Raw genomic sequence first — 17795 nt, 5'->3', positions numbered from 1 at the left:
TGTTTCTCAGTGCGTGACGAGCGCTCGGCCGTACACCTGCTGCCCGGCAAGGAAAGTCGCGCGGACCTCCAGATCGGCGATCTGTTCCGGCGGCACTGTGCGCGGATCGGCCGAAAGCACCACCATGTCGGCGTACTTGCCGACTTCGAGAGAGCCGATGATGTCGTCGGCGAACAGCTGATACGCGGCGTCGATCGTCTGCGCGCGGATCGCTTGGTCGACACTGACCCGCTCCTCGGGACCGAGTACCCGGCCGCTCGGCGTGATGCGGGTGATCGCGACGCTGATGTTGCGCAGCGGCTCCTCGGGCGTCACCGGCGGATCGTTGTGGAACGAAATCCGCACGCCCGCGGCAAGGGCGGTGCCTGCGGGCATCCAGTGCGACCCGTGTTCGGGGCCGAACAACCCGTCGACGATGACATCGCCCCAGTAGTGCACTTGGTCGACGAAGATACTGCAGGTCACGCCGAGGCGCGCGGCTCGCTCGCACTGGTCGGGCCGCATCGCGCCGACATGCTCGAGGCGCAACCGATGGTCCTCGCGCGGATGCTCCCGCAGCACTTCCTCGTACACGTCGAGGATCGTGTCGACACCGGCGTCTCCTTGCACGTGGCAGGCCATCGGCCAGCCGAGCGGGAAGTAGGCGCCGACGATCTCGCGCAATTGGTCTTTGGTGTAGTTCGCGTGACCGCAGGAGCCGGGTGTGACGCCGATGGTCCGTACCTCCGGCGTATCGAGATACGGGAAGGTCAGATCGATATTGCCGATCCACGGTGACCCGTCGACCCAGATCTTGATGCCGACCTGACGAACCATGTCATCGCCGTTGACCGGGACCATGTCGGTCTTCAGCGCAGGGTTGGAAACCTCGTATGTACGGATCCGCACAGTCAACGCACCGGCATCCCGCATGCCGTCGAGTACTGAGCGGAACGCCGGGGTGAAGGCCATTTCCGAACACGTGGTCAAACCCGCTGCGTTCAGCCGGCCACATTCGGCGCGCAGCATCGACGGGTACATTTCTTCGTCGCCGATCGCGGATCGGACCAGCGGGAATACCGCGCCGGTTTCGTAAGCAGTGCCGTCGAGTTCGCCGTTCTCGTTCCTGCCGTAGCGGGCACCCGTCGGGTCGGGGGTGTCGAGCGTCAGCCCGGCTCGCCGACCGGCAACCGAGTTGAAATAGCACAGATGCCCTGAGTTGTGCACAATGACCAGCGGTGTATCCGGAGCCATCGAGTCGAGCCACGCGAGCGTCGGCGCGGGAAGACCGTCCTGCAGCAACGCGTCCCAGCCGATCAGATACGCGCCGTCGTCGCCGCGCTCGGCCACTGCGTCTCGGACGGCGGCAACGACGTCCTCGGCGTTGCGCACGGTAACCGGTCGGATGTCGACCATACGGTCGGAAAGAACGATCGCCTCCATGAGCGGGTGACCGTGTGCCTCGATCAACCCCGGCATCACGCACCCGTCGCCGAGGTTTCCGACCTGGGTGTCCGGTCCGATCCAGTCTTCGACCTCTGACCGATTCCCGACGGCCACGATGCGCCCGTCTCGAACGGCGATCGCCTCTGCTGTCGGCTTCGCTTCGTCGACGGTCATGACCGTGCCCAGGATTACGAGATCAGCAGACGACATGAGATCCTCCGGCAACTGATGGTGCGGGGAATGGTGTCAGCGCGTACGGATCTCGAGTATGCCCCTTCGCGATGCCGCCCGAAAACCGACGGGCCGAGAAGGTACCTTCTTGTTCCACAGCATCTCGGCTACACCGCGCGATGTACGCCCGATCGGGATGCGGGCGGACGGGTGACCACGCTAGGGTTCGTCATCGCGATCGGCCTGCCGCCGGCCGTCCTGGTCGGCGCGGCCGTCACCGAATCCATTATGGCGACAGCAGGTTTCACCGATGGCGGATGTGGCAGGTCCAGTTCGCGCGGATGCCCGGTTGATCAGGGGCGTGCTGTTGATTCGGAGGATGCGGTCGACTCTTCCCCCGGGTACGGGGTTTGCCTGCTCTCCTGTTGGAGTGGTGCAGGCGCGGTCGGTGGCCTCGGCGCCTGCGTCGACTTGCCGGCCCAGCCACTGATGCGCCGATCCGCCACCCCAGTACGCGACGACGCGCTCGACATCGGCGAGTTCGTCGGGCAGTGGCGTCGAGTCCGGCAGTATCCGCCAGTGGTACATCACGGGGAACCCGTCGAACTCGTCCGCCAGCACCCAGCCCGTCGTCATGGCGTGGACGGCGAGTTCTCGCCATGCGCCGAAGCCGGGCCCGCCGATGCCGTAGTGGCAGATCATCGGCAGCCCGAACAGATTCGCCGTGGACCGGATGTTCTCCGGCCGCCGCTCCCAATCGGTCAGCGGCACCCGCTTGACGAAGACCGGAACCCCGCAGACCTCCAGCAAAGCCGATTTCCCACCGATCCCGGAACCCAGCGGCACCGCAGCGTCGACGAGTTCGCTCAGCTCGGCATCACTGTGCAGCGCAAGGGAAGCGGAGACAGCACCGTGCGCCGTCAGCCGCGCGCCGCGCGACATCTCATCACTCTTCACGCGGGGTCACGCAGGGGGCGAGTGTTTCGACGAGTTGCGGCGCACCGAGCGTGCTCGTAACGGCGTGGGCGAGAAGCGTCACGACCGAACAACACGATCTCAGGGTGGGGTCAAGGGTTGTTCCGGATTTGTGGCCGGTCAGGATTCATATGGTAGTAGTACGCTACTAGAAGTATGCGTAGTTCTTCGATCGTTGCCACGATCGCGGTAGTCGTCTCGCTGGTGGGGTGTGCGCGTCCGGATGACGGTCCCTCGATCTCTCCCACCGAAACCCACGCGACATCGCCTGACCGGGTGCAGCGGGTGCGCGAGGACATCGACGCGGCAGTGGCCTCGGGTGTGTCAGGGGTGATCGCGACCCTCACCGGGAACGGGGAGACCACTACGTTGGTCGCTGGTGTCAGCGATCGCGCCACCGGAGTTCCGATTCCGGCCGAGCCGCCGCAGCAGGTTCGGGTGGGCAGTGTCTCGAAGTCTTTTGTCGCGGCGATCGTGCTGCAATTGGTGTCGGAGGGGCGAATCCAGCTCGACGTGCCTGTCGGTACCTATCTGCCCGGCTCGATCGTTGGTGACGGTGTCGACGGACGGGTCATCACGGTGCGTCAGATCCTGCAGCACCGCAGCGGATTACCGGAGTTCACCGATTCCCCGGAGATCGACGAATACGGCGCGGCCCTCGACGGCCGCACGTTCACACCCGCCGAACTGCTCGCCATCGCGCTGCGGCGCCCAGCGCGGTCCGCGCCAGGCGCCCGCTTCGCCTACACCAACACGAACTATCTCGTCGCCGCGATACTGGTCGAGCGAATCACCGGGCGCCCCTACGCGGATGCGTTGCAGGACCGGATCATTCGACCGCTCGGCCTGACCGGAACCTATCTGCCCGCCACCGGCGAACACGATATCCGCGGCCCGCACCCGCACGGTTACGCGCCGATCAACGGCATCCGCACCGATGTCACCCGGATCGAACCGTCGGTGCCCTGGGCGGTCGGAGCACTGGTCTCCACGGGCGAGAATCTCAACCGATATTTCCTGGACCTGGTGGCCGGCAAGGTGGTGGCGGCACCGGAACTACAGCAGATGCTCGCCACCATGCCGACCGGCGTAGACAGCATGCCCGAATACGGCCTCGGCGTGGTGTCCGCCGAATTATCCTGCGGCACAAGATATATCGGACACAACGGCAGAATCGCCGGTTACGTCACCTTCTCCGGCGCCACAACCGACGGGCGGGCTGCCACGGTCGTCTGGACCGAGCTGCCCAGCCAACAGCCGGACGCGGTGGCCATCCAGACCCGCGCACTGTGCCCCTGATACGGCTAACCCCCGAACAGCAGATACAGCCCGGTGAACGTGAAGCCGACCATGGTCAGCATCAATGCCAGCTGGCCGGTCAGCCGGTGGCGTGGGGGGAGAAGTAGCAGGCAGCGGTCGTGTGCGGCGGCGACGCCGAGGATGTGGCCGATCAGGACCGCGAGCACTTTGCAGGTGGCGAGCGCACTCGGATGACTCGACAGCACGTAGGCGACGTCACGATCGGCCAGCCCCGCGATATTCCATCCACGGTCCAGCGGGTCCGCGAACAGCAGTACCGTCGCCTGCCCCTTCTCGAGGAGAAACGTGAGGTAGTGGGCGACCAGATAGCCCGCCACGATCGGCGTGAGGCTGAGCGTCAGCCGCCGCGGTAGCAGCACTCGATCGGCCGGGCAGACACCACCGGTGGCACGCGCGGCGACGGAGAACAGCCCGCCGACCACCCCGATGAAGACCAGCAGTCCGGCCGTGCGCACCAGTGTCGCGTCAACGACCGGAGCCAGGTCGTCGACCAGTTCGCGCCAGCGCGGGAAGGTGGAGAAGCTGTCGAAGGCGGTGGATCCGAGCAGCGTCGCCGCGACCGCGACAGATCCGGCGAGTCCGGGAGTTCGCGCGAGATTGTTCAGCGGCATCCGCAGCACCGGCTGCCCAGCGCGGTCACGGCTATAGGGGCTCAGGTGTGCCAGCAGCGTGCTGTACACCTCGAGTGGATCGGCCCGCTCTGCCCAGACGGTGCCGAACAGCACGAGCCCGATCGAGGTCACGACCAGATAGCCGAGCAGCCAGGTCAGCACCGCGCTCACCGACCCCGGTGTGCGCCAAGCCAATTCCAGCCACACGAAGGAGAACAGGCCGATGACCGCCGGGAGGTAACCCCACTGCTCGCGATAGCGGAAAAGTCCGTGCTCCGGCGGGCGCCGCAGCAGCAGACAGCCGAATCGATGGATCGCCCTGACGGGGGAGAGGACCTTCCAGACCGGTCCGATCAGCAGCGACGCCACCATCACCCCGACCCAGACGCCGATGTACAGCACTCCTGGCACCGGATTCCGGGCCGGATCCGAGGAGCCGAGCACCGCGGTGACGAGCACGCAGGCGGTGACCACCACGCTCGCCACGGCGATGACCGTCCGCGTCGCGCGCGCGTCGATCATCCGGCGGACCGGCGTGGGCAGCGGTACGCCCGGCGAGTCGGGGTCCAGTCGTGGCCGACGCCAGATGAACAACAGCAGCGCGAACGAGAAGGTCAGCGCCCACGCCGCACCGATCAGGGCGTAGGTGAGCGGAATCGGCAGGTCAGCGGCACCGGTGAGGCCGTGGGCGAGGGGACTCACCGCCGGACCAGCAGTGTCGTCACCGTCCGTCCGAGGTGGTGCAGTTCGATCTCCACCTGGCCTGGCACCGTCACGGTGAAGTCGAACTGCTGGCCGGAAGCAGCGGCGACGGGAAAGGTGTGCGCGGGAGCGGAGTGGACATGCAGTTCGTCGGTGGTGTCACTGTCGACTCGCACGACGATGCGTTGCCCGACCTCGGCTTCGGCGCGCGTATTGGCCGGGGACACCGCGCCGTTCGCGATCCGGATGTCGATAGTGCGGGCCGCACGCGCGGGGTCGTTGGCGGGCTCGGACCCCTCGCCCGCTGCGCAGCCGACCAGCAGTGAACCCGCGGCGACCGTGAGCAGGCCGAACCGGAGCCGACGAAGGGTCACGGGATCTCCTCGGTGCGGTCGGTCTGCGCGGATTCTGCTTGCGCGCCTTCATTTTCGCGCCTCTCCGCGCGCCGGTCGCGCATCGCGAGGAACAGCACCAGCCCGACCAGTGCGACCGCGGGCAGGAAGGCCGGAATCGCCAGCAGGAGGGAATGGTCAGCGAGAAGGTCGACGTTCTCCTGGCGAATCACGGTTCGGCCGTTGCCTGCTGCTCCGGCGTGCTGCCCGCCGCCAGATAGCGGTCGTTGACCCGGGCCGCGCCCCACGCCATCGCCGCGATCAGGGCCAGGCTGCACGCCAGCACCACCAGGCCCGCGAGGCCGATCAGCCAGGACGGATGATCGAAGGACCGCTCGCGCTGCAGCACCGAGATCTCGTCGACGAACGGCCGTGTGAAGCTCGCGGGCGCGGGCACCTCCGCGGCGCCGATACCGCGATCGAGCGGCATGAAGATCGGGAGCGCGGATTGCATGCGCCCGTCCTGCACGCGCAATATCGTTTTCCAGGTGCCGTGCGCGGGCACGGGCCGGGTGGAAACGAAGTGGTCGTCGGCGACGCGGCGCAGCTGGTCCACGACGAGGCCGTGGCCGGGGCTGTCCTCGCCGGTGCCGCCCTGCCAGGACAGGATCTCCACCCATTCCGGATCGGAACCGATCAGATCTGCGGGGGAGAGCCGGATGTCGGCGGTGACCATCCGCCCGCCCTCGGGATCGGCGTCGGTGAGTGCGACGGTCGCCGACGCGTTCTCCGGCACCCGGATGATCAGCCCGTTCGTGGTCGCGGCGGCCGCGATCACCACAGCGGCGACCACGATTCCACGGCGCACCGCGGGCTTGGGCAGCGCCTCGCCGCGCAAGACGGTACCGAGCATCGCGCCGATCACACCGCCGGCCACACCGACCGGTACCGCCATCGCGAGCAGTTCCAGCCACATCCCGCCGACCCAGGGATTGACGAACATCCGCTCGATCCACAGCGATTCGAGCCAGATGCCCACTGTCGCCACACCGAGCCCGGTGAGCGCGCCCCACCAGAGCGGTCGGCGAATCAGCGGCACGAGGGCGAGCAGTTCGACCACGATCGCGGCGCCGAGGTAGAGCGGAAACACGTTGCGCGGCGCCTCGAATCCGGTGCCGACGAGGACCGCGACGAGGTACCGCACGCAGAAGGCGAAGGCCACGAGCAGCAGCGTGCTGAGTGGGCCGAGCGTCAACCGCGCCGAGATCAGGGCGATCGTGGCGGCGAAGACGATCAGCATCGGGTGCAGCACCAGCCGGAACTGCTCGACGCCGAAGTCGAACTCGACCTGGAACACCGACAGCCCGATCAGCAGGCCACCGAAGGCGAAGGCCTGAATCGCCCAGAGGAACCGCCCGTCGATCCGCTCGGGATCAGGCCGGTTGTATCGGCCTTCGAGTTCGAGCAGCAGCACGCCGATCAGCGACAGACCCGCACCACCGATGAGCATCAGGTGGGTGGGCCCCCAGAGCGTGACATCCTGGCCGAACAGGCGATGCCAGATGTCGTCGAGCGGGAAACCGATCAGCGCGTACAAACCGGCACCGGCGAGCAAGATGCCGCCGACGGGGGCATACCACTCGCGGGTGATCTTCACCGCGGCCCTGCCCGGTTTCTCGTCGAGCGGCAGGATAATCGCCAGCATGCCTGCCATGAAGAGGAAGAACAGGCCGACCAGGATGAAGTAGTGCGCCGGGTTGGCCAGCGGTCCGGCGTCGCGGCCCTTGCCGATATGCAGGCTCACATCCCAGATGAAGCCGAGGAACGCGGTCACGATGGTGGCGAGGAACATCAGGATCGGCAGCGCCACCCAGCCGGGACGGTTGATGATGCGACCGCTGAAGTCGGCCAGCCGCCGCAGCCAGGTGATGCGCCGCGTCCGATGCAGGTAGGCCACCCACAGCAGCACCGCACCGACCACCGCGGCAGCGACAGTCATCACCGCGACTTGATCGAGGGCAGCGCCGCCGCCTTCGGTGCCCGGCGCGGCCAGGATTGTCGGTGGATCGGTTATCGCTGTGGCCACGGCGGTTCCTCCGATGTCGAAGCGTCCGGCTCTGCGGGGTAAAGAACAGTATCCCGAAATTCGCGCTGCGCCGATACCCCGCGCCTCGCTACTGACAATTCGTTGAGTTTGCTAATCGAAAGGTGAATAACTTCAAAGTTCGGTTGAGCCGGCATCACCGCCATCACTTTCGCCGCGATAGCGGCGGCCACCCTCACCTTCACGCCGCATCGAGCGGCCGCCGCACCGGACCGGAATCCGATCCTGTTCGTACACGGATGGCAAGGGGCGGATTGGAATTGGGACCTCATCGAATAAGGTGATCGCCCAGGAAGTGAAAGCCGAGGCCGACGCGCTGCGGGCTGCCACCGGCGCCACCAAGATCGACATCATCAGCCACGGATGAAGCGTCATCCTCAACGGCGCGGCCAGTACCAAAAACGGCTGTATCGGCCATATTTCACTGCTCGCCGCGAGCACGGTCTTCACCCAGGTCCGAGATTTCGTTGCCTAGCTGCCGCAGCGAATGAGTAAGGTCTCGGTCCGTGGCGGCCGCTACGGATCGAGACCTATCCGGGGTGCTGGAGCTGCGCCCGGTACTGCTCGCCCCAGGTCTCCATCAGCGAGATGATCGGGACGAGACCGCGGCCGAAGTCGGTCAGCTCGTACTCGACTCGGGGCGGAACCTCCGCGTAGACGGCGCGGGTGAGTACGCCGTCGCGCTCGAGTTCACGCAGCTGCGCGGTGAGCATTCGCTGGGTCACGTGCGGCATGGCGCGACGCATCTCGTTGAACCGCGCCGTTCCCTCGCTCAGGTGGAAGACGATCATGCCCTTCCACTTGCCGCCGATCACGTCGAGGGTGACCTCGACCGGGCAGTCGAAATCGAGATCCTGCTTACGTTTCGCCATGCCACATCCTCGTCTACCGGCAAAGGTATGAAAAAGGGTACCGAGTAACAGAAATGTGCGTTCTTCCGCGGATATTCCCCGTCGGGCAGGCTCGGTCCAGTAAGGCAACCCAGCCCCGACAGGAGAATCAGAGATGGCCCAGCTACTGCAGGTCGATGCCAGCCCGCGCCGGTCGCGCTCACACACCCGCACCCTGGTCCGGGAGTTCGTCGACCGCTGGAGCGAGGGCAGGCCCGGTGACACGGTGATCCGCCGCGACCTCGGTCACGAACCGCCTCCGCACCTCACCGAGGACTGGATCGCCGCCGCCTTCACCACACCGGGGCAGCGCACCTCGCAGATGCGCGAGGCCCTGGCCTACAGCGACCATCTGGTGGACGAGCTGTTCGCCTCCGACGTGCTGGTGCTCGGAGTCCCCATGTACAACTTCGGGGTACCGGCGATGCTGAAGGCCTACATCGACCACATCGTGCGGGTCGGCCGCACCTTCTCCTTCGACCCCGAGGCCGCGGCACCGTACACACCACTCACCTCCGGCAAGCGCGCCTTTGTCATCGTCGGCACCGGCGACGCCGGCTACGAGGTCGGCGGTCCGCTGGCGAGCTCGAATCACGTGGAGCCGTACCTGCGCACGGCGCTGGGTTTCATCGGCATCGACGAGGTCGAGTTCGTCTACACGGGCAACGACGAATTCGGCGGCGAGCGTCTGCAACGGTCCCTCGAGTTCGCCCGGAACCGGGTGGCTGACCTGACTGCCGAGCGCGAAGCCGTCGCTGTAGCGGGCTGAATGCCCGGGCTGTGCGAGGGCGCGTCGCGGCGGCCGGTGCGCGGTGACTCCGAACCCCCGGACAGGGCCCGGGGTTTCGGTAAGTCGACCTGGATGAATCCAGGGTTCAGCGAGTGGCGATGATCGCCGATCCATGGCCGAAGAGGCCTTGATTCACCGCGATGCCCGCGCGAGCGTTCTCCACCTGGCGGCCGTCGGCCTTTCCACGCAACTGCCAGGTGAGCTCGCAGATCTGGGAGATGGCCTGTGCGGGGATGGCCTCGCCGAAGCAGGCAAGGCCGCCGCTGGGGTTCACCGGTACCCGTCCGCCCAATGTCGTTGCGCCACTGCGCAGCAGGGCCTCTGCATGGCCCGTCTCGCAGAGCCCGATGTCCTCGTACCAGTCCAGTTCCAGAGCGGTGGACAGGTCATAGACTTCGGCGAAGGACAGATCAGCGGGACCGAGGCCGGCCTCTTCGTAGGCGGCGTGCGCGATGGCCGACCGGAAGGTGCGTGCCGGGGGCTCGACGGCCACGGCGGAGTCCGTCGAGAAATCCGGCAGATCGAGCACGGTTTTCGGGAAGGTCGGTGTGATCGTCGACAGCGCCTTGATGCGCACCGGATCAGCGATGCCGTGGCGACGTGCGTAATCCATCGACGTCAGCACCAGTGCGGCCCCGCCGTCGCTGGTCGCGCAGATGTCGAGCAGCCGCAACGGGTCCGACACGATCGCCGAGGCGGCGATCTCCTCGACCGAGACTTCCTTGCGGTAGCGGGCATTCGGGTTGTTCAGGCCGTGCCGGGAGTTCTTCACCTTGACCGCGGCGAAGTCGTCGAGGGTGGCGCCGTGCAATGCCATGCGGCGGCGGGCGTAGAGCGCGAAATAGATCGGGTTGGTGGCGCCGAGCAGATGGAAGCGCAACCAGTCCGGGTCGTCGCGGCGCTCGCCACCGACCGGCTGGAAGAAGCCCTTGGGGGTGGTATCCGCGCCGACCACCAGCGCCACCTCGCACAGCCCGGCCAGGATCTGGGCGCGCGCGTTGGCGATGGCCTGTGCGCCAGAGGCGCAGGCGGCGTAGCTGCTCGAGATCTGCGCACCCGACCAGCCGAGCGCTTGCGCGAAAGTCGCGCCCGAAACGAACCCGGGGTAGCCGTTGCGGATGGTGTCCGCGCCGGCGATGTAGCCGACGTCGCGGTGGTTCAGCCCGGCATCGGCCAGCGCCGCACGCGCGGCTACCAGGCCGTATTCGACGAAATTGCGGCCCCACTTGCCCCACGGGTGCATGCCTGCACCGAGGACGGCGATGTCGCGATCATTGGTATCAGTCATTGACCGGCCTCCACATCCACACGGTGTGCTCTGCGTCCTCGTCTTCATACAGCGTGCCGACGGTCAATTCGACCGGCATGCCGACGGCCAGATCGTCCACCGTGAGACCGCGCACGACCTGCCCGAGAATCACCATCTGCTCGACCTCGAGCTCCACTGCCGCGACGACATAGGGCACGAAGGGATCGGCCGAGACATAGGGCGCGGGCGGCTTGTAGCGAGCGTCCGCATACGACCAGATCCGGCCACGCGTGGAGAACAGATACTCGACGAGCTCGGAGCCGTCATGGGTACCTGTGCATTGTGGATTGCGGCAGGCAAGCGTGTTCTTCGGGAAGTACGGCGTGCCGCAGTCGTTGCAGCGAGTCCCTGTGAGGCGTACCTGGCCGTCGTCCGCAGTGAACCAGTCAGCCACGGCGGGGCGTTGTTCTTTCTGCACGTGGCCGACGGTATAGGAACACGTTCTACTTTGGGGTGGAATTCTGTTCCGGCGCTGCTCGGGCGCAGGTACGGTGAGCGGATCGAGGATGCGATGCCATCGATCTGGAGTACCGCGCGATGGGCACCAAAGCTATCGACCCGCAGTCGATTCGCAACGTCACGATCATCGGCGATCCCGACGGGACGACACGGGTGGTCCACCGCCTGCGCCGCTGTTTCGGCGACACGGAGAACACGGTCCACTGGTCGACGAACCGCATCGAGCACACGATTGACTACCGCTGCTACGGTCGTCGCACCAGAGATTTCGCTGGTTCAGCGATCGTATTCGGTTGGGTATCAGGCAAACTCGGAGTCGCGAACCGCACTCGAACAGGTCGGCCGACCCACGGTCCATCCCATGGTTCGGTGCTGATCCTGCCCCACATCAATTGCGTGGGGCACTCCCGAAGCCAGCCTCGCAGGCTTTCCGCCGGCAACAATATCTGTGGGCGCAGAGGGGATCGAACCCCCGACCGCTGGTGTGTAAAACCAGTGCTCTACCGCTGAGCTATACGCCCTGGCACCGCCGGGGAGTACCGGCGGTGTCGGGTTATGAATCTAGCGCGGCGAGGGCTTTCTCCCAAGCCGCCTGGTCACGGGCTTGTCCGGGGCCGTTCATCTCCGCGAAAGTGATGTAGCCGGACTTGTCGACAACGAAGGTTCCGCGGTTGGGGTAGCCGGATTTCTCGTTGAAGACGTCGTAGGACTGGGTGACGGCACCGTGCGGCCAGAAGTCTGACAGCAGGGGGAACAGGTAGCCCTGTTCCGCGGCCCAGATCTTATGGGTGGGTGGCGGGCCGACGGAGATCGCGATGATCTCGGCGTCGTCGTTCTGGAACTTGGGCAGCTCGTCACGGACCTTGCACAGCTCGCCTTGGCAGATGCCGGTGAAGGCGAGCGGATAGAACACCAGCAGCACGTTCTTCTTGCCGCGATAGTCCGACAGGGTGACGGGCTGGTTGTTCTGGTCCTTGAGCGTGAAATCCGGCGCGAGAGTGCCAACCTCTAGCGGCATACTACAAATCCTCCGTCGTGTCGGGTCCCAGCCAGGCTCGCGAGCCCAACTGAGACCCTAGCGAACGGCGGATTCAGCGCTGTTTGGACGGTGCCTTCGGCTGAACGAGCCGTGAGGCCGTCCAACCGCCGAGGCTGATGGTGGATGTCTGGGTCAGGCCGGCCGTGGGTGCGGCTTCGGCGATCTCGCTCGGATCGACATGGCCTGATTGACCGGTTTTGGGGGTGAGGACCCAGATGAAGCCTTCATCGGCCAGCGGGCTGATGGCATCCATCAGCTCGTCGGCCAGATCGCCGTCACCTTCTCGCCACCACAGCAGGACGGCGTCGACGACCTCATCGGAGTCTTCGTCGACCATTTCGCCGCCGCTGACCTCCTCGATCTCGGCGCGCAATGCGTCGTCGGTGTCCTCGTCCCAGCCCAATTCCTGAACAACCAAGCCGTGAGAAATGCCAAGCTTCTGAGCGTAGTTCTGCGCGTCCGCCGCGGCGACCACGGTGGTGTCCTCCCTAAACTTCCGACAGTAAGATAGGTGCAAGCGAACATGGTTATCGGCCGCAGCGCAAGCTGATCGGATGAATTGGGACCGTATGCCGCGTGTCGGCAGGGCAAAATCGACCGCCTCAACAGGCGTCGTGGACTGCGGTGCGAGCCTGGTTGATGGCACGGCTGGCTTCGTTGAGCTTGCCGACAGGTGAGTTGTAGGTCATCTTTCTGGTCTGCGCAGAGAGCTCGCGCGCCGCGACGACATAGGCGGTGAACTTGTCGGCCAGCTCGGTCGGTAAGGCGCCCGCCGCGGCGACGACGCCCGCCTCGACTTTGGTCGCCGCGTTGTCGAGGGTGGTGGCGGCGGACTCGCGCTTGGCGGCGTAGTCGGGGGCGTTGGTGTCGTGCGCGGAGACGAAGTCGTTGTAGGCGGTGACACCGGCACCGGTGGTGGTGGCGAACTGCCCGCAGTTGTCGGTGATCGCCCGTTCTCGCGCGGCCGCGGCGCGCGAGGACGCGGCTGCCGAGGACGACGCGGCGGCCGCGGTCTTGTAGGCGGCCACTTCGGCCGGATCGGTCGTCGGTGTGCCGGGGATCTGCTCGGCGCAACCCGCTACCACCGAACCCGCGGTCACGGCGGCAAAGGCACAGATCAGCCCCAGTCGGCGCGCGTGCAGCACCCTCATCGTCCGGCGTTCCCTCTCACTCACATGCGCGACTCGTATTTCCCCCGCAGAACCTACCTAATGGTATTCCCGCTGAGGTGATGACCTGGGCAGCCGTTTCGGTAAGGATGGGAGTGCACCCGAACCTTTCGTCCCGGGTGGTCCGCACACCAAGCGGGCAGGCACGGGGATAGCGACGCCGACCAAGCAGTTCAGCCCCCATCACGAGGAGCAGATTTGACCGACCTGATCCACTCTGCAGCTTCCGGCGATCCAGTCGCGGGCGGTGAATCCACCACCAAACCCCCCGGTGAACGGGTACGGGTCATCCGCGAAGGAGTGGCGTCGTATCTACCGGATATCGACCCGGAAGAGACCAGCGAATGGCTGGAATCCTTCGACGACATGCTCGACCGGGAAGGCCCGGGTCGCGCCCGCTACCTGATGTTGCGCTTGCTCGAGCGCGCCGGCGAACGCCGTGTCTCGATTCCGGCGCTCACCTCCACCGATTACGTCAACACGATTCCCACCGAGAACGAGCCGTGGTTCCCCGGTGACGAGGAAGTCGAGCGCCGCTTCCGCGCCTGGATCCGGTGGAACGCCGCGATCATGGTGCATCGCGCGCAGCGCCCCGGGATCGGTGTCGGCGGCCATATTTCGACGTACGCGTCCTCGGCGGCACTGTACGAGGTGGGTTTCAACCACTTCTTCCGTGGCAAGGACCATCCCGGCGGCGGCGACCACATCTACATCCAGGGCCACGCCTCGCCCGGCATCTACGCGCGCGGTTTCCTCGAGGGACGCCTGGGCACGGACCGGCTCGACGGATTCCGTCAGGAATACAGCCACGGCGGCCTGGGCAAGGGACTGCCGTCCTATCCGCACCCGCGGCTGATGCCGGACTTCTGGGAGTTCCCGACGGTGTCGATGGGCCTTGGCCCGATGAACGCGATCTACCAGGCCAGGTTCAACCACTACCTCACCGATCGCGGGATCAAGGACACCTCCGACGAGCACGTCTGGGCCTTCCTCGGCGACGGCGAGATGGACGAGCCCGAGTCGCGCGGCCTGATCCAGGTGGCCGCCAACGAGGCGCTCGACAACCTGACGTTCGTGATCAACTGCAACCTGCAGCGGCTCGACGGCCCGGTGCGCGGCAACGGCAAGATCATCCAGGAACTGGAATCGTTCTTCCGCGGTGCCGGCTGGAACGTGATCAAGGTGGTCTGGGGTCGTGAGTGGGACGCGCTGCTGGGCGCCGACCGCGACGGCGCGCTGGTGAACCTGATGAACTCCACCCCCGACGGTGACTACCAGACCTACAAGGCCAACGACGGCGCGTACGTGCGCGACCACTTCTTCGGCCGCGATCCGCGCACAAAAGCGCTGGTGCAGAACATGTCCGACAACGATATCTGGAATCTCAAGCGCGGCGGCCACGACTACCGCAAGGTCTACGCGGCGTATTCGGCGGCGATGGCGCACAAGGGCCAGCCGACAGTGATCCTGGCCAAGACGATCAAGGGCTACACCCTCGGCAAGCACTTCGAGGGCCGCAACGCCACCCACCAGATGAAGAAGCTGGCGCTGCAGGACCTCAAGGACTTCCGCGATCTGCAGCGCATCCCGATCAGCGATGCCGAGCTGGAGAAGGACCCGTACCTGCCGCCGTACTACCACCCCGGCATGGGCGATCCGTCGATCCAGTACATGCTGGCCCGGCGCAAATCGCTCGGCGGTTTCGTGCCCGAGCGTCGCTCACCCGCCAAGCCGCTGAAGCTGCCGGGCGACGAGGCCTACCGTTCGGTGCGCAAGGGGTCGGGCAAGCAGAAGGTCGCCACCACGATGGCGCTGGTACGCCTGGTCAAGGAATTGTTGCGCGACGCCGAGATCGGCAAGCGCATCGTGCCGATCATCCCCGACGAGGCCCGCACCTTCGGCATGGACTCGTGGTTCCCGACGCTGAAGATCTACAACCGCAACGGCCAGCTCTACACCTCGGTCGACGCGGAACTGATGCTCGCCTACAAGGAGAGCGCCGCCGGGCAGATCCTGCACGAGGGCATCAACGAGGCCGGTTCCACCGCGTCGTTCACCGCGGTCGGCACCTCCTACGCCACCCACGGCGAGCCGATGATCCCGCTCTACATCTTCTATTCGATGTTCGGGTTCCAGCGCACCGGCGACAGCTTCTGGGCCGCGGCCGATCAGCTGGCGCGCGGATTCGTGCTCGGCGCCACCGCGGGCCGCACCACGCTCACCGGTGAAGGCCTGCAGCACAACGACGGGCAGTCGCTGCTGCTGGCGTCCGCCAACCCAGCTGTGGTGACCTACGATCCGGCGTTCTCGTTCGAGATTGCGCACATCGTCCGCGATGGTCTGCGCCGGATGTACGGCGGCGGCGAGGCCCCAACGAGTCAGCTGCCGGGTACCGACGTGCCCGCGATCGGCACGTTCGGCGGGGAGAACATTTTCTACTACATCACCCTGTACAACGAGCCCTACCAGCAGCCGGCCGAGCCCGACGACCTCGACGTGGCGGGTCTGCTCAAAGGTCTGTACCTGTACCAGCGCGGTGGTGAGGGCGATGTGCGTGCCCAGATCCTCGTCTCCGGCGTGACCGTGCCCGACGGGCTGCGCGCGCAGGAGATGCTGGCCCAGGAGTGGGGTGTGGCCGCGGATGTGTGGTCGGTGACCTCGTTCGGCGAGCTGCGCCGGGAGGCACTCGACAAGGAGATCATGGCGCTCAAGCACCCTGATTCCGATCCGGGTTCGCCCTATGTCACCCAGGCGCTCTCGGCCGCGCGTGGACCGGTGGTCGCCGCGACGGACTGGATGCGCGCAGTGCCCGATCAGATCCGGCAGTGGGTGCCCGGTGCCTACATCACCCTCGGCACCGACGGGTTCGGCTTCTCCGATACCCGCACGGCCGCGCGCCGGGTGTTCAACGTCGACGCGCAGTCGGTGGTGGTCGCGGTGCTGGAGGGCCTCGTCCGGGACGGCACCTTCGACAAGGTCAAGGCGGTGGAAGCGGCCGCGAAATACGGCATCGACAGCGTGGCCGCCGCGCCGAAGCCGAGTGCGGACGCGGCAGAGGAACTCGCGTAGCGGACTATTGGACTGTGGAGCGCAAACCGCCGCGGCCCCGTCGGATCACCGAGGGCACCAGCGAGCACGAGGTCTATCTGCCGACGGGGGCGCTGTCCCCGAACCGGCAGACCCGTGATCCGCTGCCCGACACGCTGCTCAAGCGGGTCAAGCAGTTCTCGGGCCGGCTGTCCACCGAGGCGGTGGGGTCGATGCAGGATCGGCTGCCGTTCTTCGCCGATCTGGACGCCGCGCAACGAGCGGGCGTGCAGATGCTGGTGCAGACGGCGGTCGTGAACTTCCTGGAGTGGTTGCAGGATCCCGACTCCGATATCCGCTTCAGCCTGGACGCGTTCCAGGTGATTCCGCAGGATCTGGCGCGGCGGCTCACGCTGCGCCAGACCGTGGACATGGTGCGGGTGGCCATGGACTTCTTCGAACAGTGGCTGCCCGCGCTGGCGCGCAACGATCGTCAGCTGGTGGCGCTCACCGAGGCGGTGCTGCGATACGGGCGTGAGCTCGGCTTCGCGGCCGCTTCGGTGTACGCCAGCGCCGCCGAGTCGCGGGGGGCGTGGGATACCCGCCTGGAGGCCCTGGTGGTCGACGCGGTGGTCCGGGGTGACACAGGCCCGGACATGCTTTCCCGGGCCGCCACGTTGAACTGGGACGCCACAGCGCCCGCCACGGTGCTGGTCGGCACGCCCCCGCTGGACCAGGGTGTATCCACGGTCGGCGCGGTGCACACTATCGCGACCAAACACGGCAGGGCCGCGCTGGCGGTGGTGCAGGGTGCGCGACTGGTGATGGTGGTCAGTGGGCACCTGGGGGAGTCGGGCATCGGTTCGCCGTTCCTCACCGATCTGCTGGCCGAGGTGTTCTCCGAGGGTCCGGTGGTGATCGGCCCCACGATGCGCACCCTCGGCGCCGCACACGCGTCGGCGATCGAGGCATTGGCGGGGATGGAGGCCGTTGTCGGCTGGCGCGGGGCGCCAAGGCCCGTTCACGCCACCGAGTTGTTACCGGAACGCGCGTTGCTGGGCGATAGAGCTGCGATAGAGGCGTTGAACGAGTATCTTGTGCTCCCGTTGGCTGCTGCCGGATCTTCGTTATCCGACACACTCGACGCGTACCTGGATTGTGGCGGAGCAGTAGAAACTTGCGCCCGGCAGCTGTACGTCCATCCAAATACCGTTCGGTACCGACTCAAACGAATCGGCGAAGTCACCGGCCGTGATCCGATGAATCCGCGGGACGCCTATGTGCTCCGAATCGCAGCAACAGTGGGCCGTTTGACACGAACGCATAACGAATCGTCTCCTCCTGTCACGGAAACCCCGCCCGTCCCATTGGCTCACGACCCCCTGTAACGGGATTGGCGAATCGGTCGATCCCGACACCCCACCTCGGATTTTGTGGGACCCCTACAAAAGCGATCGGAAAGCTTCATTCGC

Annotated in this window: 17 protein-coding genes and 1 tRNA gene; 4 read left to right on the top strand and 14 right to left on the bottom strand. The window is 66.2% G+C overall.

Annotation, left to right across the window (positions count from 1 at the left end; translation table 11 throughout):
• Nucleotides 1-6: 6 nt before the first annotated feature.
• Both ACTWPB_RS27665 and ACTWPB_RS27660 read right to left on the bottom strand, forming a co-directional pair.
• On the bottom strand, nt 7-1635 hold the full coding sequence (locus tag ACTWPB_RS27665; RefSeq protein ID WP_446223410.1) for an amidohydrolase: 1629 nt from the start codon (nt 1633-1635) through the stop codon (nt 7-9).
• A gap of 180 nt (nt 1636-1815) precedes the next feature.
• Nucleotides 1816-2538: a hypothetical protein gene (locus tag ACTWPB_RS27660; RefSeq protein ID WP_446223409.1), complete on the bottom strand. Its 723-nt coding sequence runs from the start codon at nt 2536-2538 to the stop codon at nt 1816-1818.
• A 189-nt stretch (nt 2539-2727) separates the two neighbouring features.
• Between ACTWPB_RS27660 and ACTWPB_RS27655 the strand changes: the two genes are divergently transcribed.
• Nucleotides 2728-3870, top strand: coding sequence for a serine hydrolase domain-containing protein (locus tag ACTWPB_RS27655; protein WP_446223408.1), 1143 nt, complete (start codon nt 2728-2730; stop codon nt 3868-3870).
• Nucleotides 3871-3875: 5 nt separating this feature from the next.
• Here ACTWPB_RS27655 and ACTWPB_RS27650 read toward each other — a convergent pair whose 3' ends face one another.
• The 6 genes from ACTWPB_RS27650 to ACTWPB_RS27625 all read right to left on the bottom strand — a co-directional run bounded on the left by ACTWPB_RS27650 (nt 3876) and on the right by ACTWPB_RS27625 (nt 8512).
• Nucleotides 3876-5204, bottom strand: coding sequence for a hypothetical protein (locus tag ACTWPB_RS27650; RefSeq protein WP_446223407.1), 1329 nt, complete (start codon nt 5202-5204; stop codon nt 3876-3878).
• Nucleotides 5201-5578, bottom strand: coding sequence for a hypothetical protein (locus ACTWPB_RS27645; RefSeq protein WP_446223406.1), 378 nt, complete (start codon nt 5576-5578; stop codon nt 5201-5203). Before ACTWPB_RS27645 ends, ACTWPB_RS27650 begins: the two co-directional genes overlap by 4 nt.
• Complete coding sequence (locus tag ACTWPB_RS27640) at nt 5575-5766, bottom strand: hypothetical protein (RefSeq protein ID WP_446226509.1); 192 nt, start codon at nt 5764-5766, stop codon at nt 5575-5577. The genes ACTWPB_RS27645 and ACTWPB_RS27640 overlap by 4 nt, the downstream gene beginning before the upstream one ends.
• Nucleotides 5766-7535, bottom strand: coding sequence for a hypothetical protein (locus tag ACTWPB_RS27635; protein WP_446226508.1), 1770 nt, complete (start codon nt 7533-7535; stop codon nt 5766-5768). Before ACTWPB_RS27635 ends, ACTWPB_RS27640 begins: the two co-directional genes overlap by 1 nt.
• A 219-nt stretch (nt 7536-7754) precedes the next feature.
• The gene (locus tag ACTWPB_RS27630) at nt 7755-8090 is read right to left on the bottom strand and encodes a hypothetical protein (protein WP_446223405.1); all 336 of its coding nucleotides are present in this window, start codon (nt 8088-8090) and stop codon (nt 7755-7757) included.
• Between the two features lie 80 nt (nt 8091-8170).
• Nucleotides 8171-8512 (bottom strand): winged helix-turn-helix transcriptional regulator, encoded by a 342-nt coding sequence (locus ACTWPB_RS27625; RefSeq protein WP_446223404.1) that lies wholly within the window; start codon nt 8510-8512, stop codon nt 8171-8173.
• A gap of 133 nt (nt 8513-8645) precedes the next feature.
• Here ACTWPB_RS27625 and ACTWPB_RS27620 point away from each other — a divergent pair, with 133 nt between their 5' ends.
• Complete coding sequence (locus tag ACTWPB_RS27620; protein ID WP_446223403.1) at nt 8646-9299, top strand: FMN-dependent NADH-azoreductase; 654 nt, start codon at nt 8646-8648, stop codon at nt 9297-9299.
• A 106-nt stretch (nt 9300-9405) separates the two neighbouring features.
• On the opposite strand, the gene ACTWPB_RS27615 is transcribed toward ACTWPB_RS27620, so the two are convergent.
• The 6 genes from ACTWPB_RS27615 to ACTWPB_RS27590 all read right to left on the bottom strand — a co-directional run bounded on the left by ACTWPB_RS27615 (nt 9406) and on the right by ACTWPB_RS27590 (nt 13278).
• Nucleotides 9406-10608 (bottom strand): lipid-transfer protein, encoded by a 1203-nt coding sequence (locus tag ACTWPB_RS27615; protein WP_446223402.1) that lies wholly within the window; start codon nt 10606-10608, stop codon nt 9406-9408.
• The gene (locus ACTWPB_RS27610; RefSeq protein ID WP_378907232.1) at nt 10601-11047 is read right to left on the bottom strand and encodes a Zn-ribbon domain-containing OB-fold protein; all 447 of its coding nucleotides are present in this window, start codon (nt 11045-11047) and stop codon (nt 10601-10603) included. Before ACTWPB_RS27610 ends, ACTWPB_RS27615 begins: the two co-directional genes overlap by 8 nt.
• 490 nt (nt 11048-11537) lie before the next feature.
• Nucleotides 11538-11609, bottom strand: a tRNA-Val gene (locus ACTWPB_RS27605).
• 32 nt (nt 11610-11641) lie between these two features.
• On the bottom strand, nt 11642-12106 hold the full coding sequence (locus ACTWPB_RS27600; protein ID WP_056821170.1) for a peroxiredoxin: 465 nt from the start codon (nt 12104-12106) through the stop codon (nt 11642-11644).
• 73 nt (nt 12107-12179) lie between these two features.
• Nucleotides 12180-12602, bottom strand: coding sequence for a DUF3052 domain-containing protein (locus ACTWPB_RS27595; protein ID WP_446223401.1), 423 nt, complete (start codon nt 12600-12602; stop codon nt 12180-12182).
• 127 nt (nt 12603-12729) lie between these two features.
• A complete protein-coding gene (locus ACTWPB_RS27590) occupies nt 12730-13278 on the bottom strand; it encodes a hypothetical protein (protein WP_446223400.1) in 549 nt (182 codons plus the stop codon).
• 216 nt (nt 13279-13494) lie between these two features.
• Between ACTWPB_RS27590 and aceE the strand changes: the two genes are divergently transcribed.
• A complete protein-coding gene (aceE, locus tag ACTWPB_RS27585) occupies nt 13495-16365 on the top strand; it encodes a pyruvate dehydrogenase (acetyl-transferring), homodimeric type (protein ID WP_446223399.1) in 2871 nt (956 codons plus the stop codon).
• Between the two features lie 44 nt (nt 16366-16409).
• Nucleotides 16410-17711, top strand: a complete 1302-nt coding sequence (locus tag ACTWPB_RS27580) for a PucR family transcriptional regulator (protein ID WP_446226507.1) — start codon at nt 16410-16412, stop codon at nt 17709-17711.
• Nucleotides 17712-17795: the final 84 nt, after the last annotated feature.

The sequence above is a fragment of the Nocardia sp. IBHARD005 genome (assembly GCF_052814245.1).
Note: the sequence above shows the minus strand (reverse complement) of the source record. Positions and strands in the feature narration are given on the sequence as shown.

Coding starts and splice junctions, on each gene's coding strand:
- ACTWPB_RS27600 (WP_056821170.1), bottom strand. CDS start 12,106: ATGCCGCTAGAGGTTGGCACTCTCGCGCCGGATTTCACGCTCAAGGAC.
- ACTWPB_RS27660 (WP_446223409.1), bottom strand. CDS start 2,538: ATGTCGCGCGGCGCGCGGCTGACGGCGCACGGTGCTGTCTCCGCTTCC.
- ACTWPB_RS27625 (WP_446223404.1), bottom strand. CDS start 8,512: ATGGCGAAACGTAAGCAGGATCTCGATTTCGACTGCCCGGTCGAGGTC.
- ACTWPB_RS27620 (WP_446223403.1), top strand. CDS start 8,646: ATGGCCCAGCTACTGCAGGTCGATGCCAGCCCGCGCCGGTCGCGCTCA.
- ACTWPB_RS27615 (WP_446223402.1), bottom strand. CDS start 10,608: ATGACTGATACCAATGATCGCGACATCGCCGTCCTCGGTGCAGGCATG.
- ACTWPB_RS27635 (WP_446226508.1), bottom strand. CDS start 7,535: ATGACTGTCGCTGCCGCGGTGGTCGGTGCGGTGCTGCTGTGGGTGGCC.
- ACTWPB_RS27590 (WP_446223400.1), bottom strand. CDS start 13,278: ATGAGGGTGCTGCACGCGCGCCGACTGGGGCTGATCTGTGCCTTTGCC.
- ACTWPB_RS27665 (WP_446223410.1), bottom strand. CDS start 1,635: ATGTCGTCTGCTGATCTCGTAATCCTGGGCACGGTCATGACCGTCGAC.
- ACTWPB_RS27655 (WP_446223408.1), top strand. CDS start 2,728: ATGCGTAGTTCTTCGATCGTTGCCACGATCGCGGTAGTCGTCTCGCTG.